General features: G+C 61.4%; 3 protein-coding genes. 1 reads left to right on the top strand and 2 read right to left on the bottom strand.

Annotated features, from left to right (window positions below; genetic code table 11):
- Positions 1 to 29 precede the first annotated feature (29 nt).
- Positions 30 to 2117, bottom strand: a complete 2088-nt coding sequence (locus tag NKH90_RS34400) for a recombinase family protein (protein ID WP_352805455.1) — start codon at positions 2115 to 2117, stop codon at positions 30 to 32.
- Positions 2095 to 2277 (bottom strand): hypothetical protein, encoded by a 183-nt coding sequence (locus NKH90_RS34405; protein WP_031203903.1) that lies wholly within the window; start codon positions 2275 to 2277, stop codon positions 2095 to 2097. The genes NKH90_RS34400 and NKH90_RS34405 overlap by 23 nt, the downstream gene beginning before the upstream one ends.
- A 40-nt stretch (positions 2278 to 2317) precedes the next feature.
- Here NKH90_RS34405 and NKH90_RS34410 point away from each other — a divergent pair.
- Positions 2318 to 2598, top strand: a 281-nt coding sequence (locus NKH90_RS34410) for a hypothetical protein (protein ID WP_352823734.1), incomplete at its 3' end; no start/stop codon positions are given.

Consider the following 2598-nt stretch of genomic DNA (forward strand, 5'->3'; position numbering starts at 1 on the left):
CGCAGTTCGTTTCATAATGCATCCCCTTGTCAGAGTCCGGGCAGTCGGACGACTTTATCGTATTGATATTGCTCGTAGAACTTCGGTCGACGAGCGACGATACCTTGCACCCCTATGCGCACCGCTTCTGAAGCGAGTGCTTCAACCGGGACCAGCCAGGGCGAACCGGGCAGAATCTGTTTCGCCGGCAGGATGCCCTTGAGAGCCAAGCTTTTCGCGGACCCGACGCAGATGCCAAGCCGTTCGGCGGCTTTCATCAGACTGATCATTTCGCCATCAGCCTTGGCTGGATCGTATCCGGGTATGCCGAGCCGCTCGCGCATTTCGCGCACGCGCACCGTCGTCCAGGTCTCGCCATCGCCGGTCTTGCAGCGCATCCGGTTGAGCGATACGGCAAGCTCGCGATCTGGCCAGTGTCCGGCGAGTTTGCGCAGTGCTTCGACGGCGCTCGGCGCCATATCTGGACAACGGCCGGTCTTGACGCGGGCAACACGCACCTCGGTGTGACGCCCGCCGGTCCAATGGATCAGCAGCACGGCTTCGTTGGTCGCCTCATCGAGATCACATACGATCTCCTGAACCAGGATATGGATAAGGCGCTGCTTGGTCCGAGTGTCGGTTGAGGGTGCGTTCCATACCGCCGGTAGATCATGGGCAAGCTGAAGCAAACGGGCGCGATCGACCTTTGGGCGTGTCGCCGACAGAGCCGACAGCTCCGCGATCCGGCGCTCCAGTGTGGCCACGCGGTCCAACGCATCGTTCCAGCGAGCCTCGAGTTCGCGTGCGACATGGCGCTTGGCGGGGTCGACCAGTTCGTAACGACGCCCGGCCAGCGAGGCATCGTATCGGGCTGCTTCCAGCTCCCGCTCGACGGCGGCAACGATGTCCTTTCGCGAACGCTCGGCCTGCTCCGAAGCAAAGATCGCGGCTTCCACGGCACGATCGGAGACGGCTTCTAGGATCTGCAGGGCGACGGCGCGATCAATCCGCAGACCGCCAATGCCGATGCACAGGCCAGCGCCGACATGGGCATCATCGCCGCGGCACTGGTAGCGATGGGCGTTGCCTTTCGCCATGCCATAGAAGACGCGCATCATTCGTCCGCATCGCCCACAACGCATCAATCCCGTGAGCAGGGCGCGGCCTCCACGTGCAGATTTGCGCGCGCAGTTCTTCTTCATATGCGCGTTCTCGAGCAGGAGCTTCTGATTCTCCTCGTATTCCTGCCAGCTGATGTAACCAGGATGATTGTCACGCAACAACACATGCCATTCGTCGCGAGACTTCCTGAAGCCGCTGGCCTTACGGGCGCGCCCCTCGACAATCCGTGTCCGCTGCGCCGTTCTGCCGAATGCGTAGGCGCCGCCATAAAGCGGATTGTGAAGAATCTGCATGACACTGTGGTAGGCGGGAGGCTTCCAGACGAGTTTGCAAACCTCGACATTGCGCCGGACCACGGGCATTTTAATGTCTGCCGATCGCAGCCATAAGAAGACCTGCCGCGCGCTGCCCAACTCGCGGAACTTCGCGAAGACCAGCCGGATGGTGTCGGCCACGTGCTCGTCAGGATCGATCTCGACCTTATCGGCCTCGCTCCAGCAGAAGCCTGGCGGAAGCATGAAGCGGAACTCCCCACGCTTGGCCTTGGAGTCACGGGCGGCGATGCCGCGCTGTCGCATCAGGCTCAGTTCGTATTCCGACATCGTTCCCTTCAGCCCAAGCAGCAGGCGGTCGTTGACGAGCCGCGGATCGTATGCGCCATCCGGATCGACGACCAGCGTGCCGGCCAGCGCGCACAAGTCAATCAGATGATGCCAGTCCCGTCCGTTACGCGCCAGTCGTGACGCCTCGATGCAATAGACCGCACCGACATCGCCGGAGCAGACCATGGCGACAAGCCGCTCAAAGCCGGGTCGCTGCATCAGGCCGGACCCCGAGCGGCCAAGATCGTCGTCGATCACCGTCACCGATGCAAAGCCGACCGCTTCTGCGGCTCCCGCCAGGTCATACTGCCGGCGCTGACTTTCCAGATTGCCCGTCACTTGCGACATGGTCGATTGACGAACGTAAACTACCGCCGAGCGGGCGAGGTGATCAGGCGTGATCTTCGGGTTCATCACCGCCTCCCTGATCCGCTTCGGCCGCCAGCGCTTCCAGCAGAAGGTCGGCCAATGTCTCGACCAGTCCCTTTGTGTTTTTGCCCACTGGCGGATGAGGAATTTGACGCTCCAGCTGCAGGATGAGCTGCGCGCGATTGTGATATCGGCTTCTTCGCACCGTCCCTCTCCTTCTTCCTTGAAGGGCGGGATTGTGCGCCTTGCTTGCGATTCGCGCCGAGCGCCGTCAGGACGATCGTCAACTCATTGAGACCCTCGATGCCGATTTCGGGTCGCCCGAGCGTCATGCCCGCGCAGTAGCCGGCGTCGAACATCCAATTCGGGAGTTCGCGGCAAAGGTCAGGACGCTCCTCCGTGTAGATGCACGTCAACGCCTTCCCACGACGAAATGGCGAAACCTGCAACGTGCTCCCAAACAACGGATGCCAGCGATAGGCAACCGTCGCAAAGCGAAAACCATATGCAGAATGTCGATAATTGC

Source organism: Mesorhizobium sp. M0898, from assembly GCF_040319695.1.
Taxonomy (GTDB): Bacteria; Pseudomonadota; Alphaproteobacteria; order Rhizobiales; family Rhizobiaceae; genus Mesorhizobium.

Coding starts and splice junctions, on each gene's coding strand:
- NKH90_RS34400 (WP_352805455.1), bottom strand. CDS start 2,117: ATGAACCCGAAGATCACGCCTGATCACCTCGCCCGCTCGGCGGTAGTT.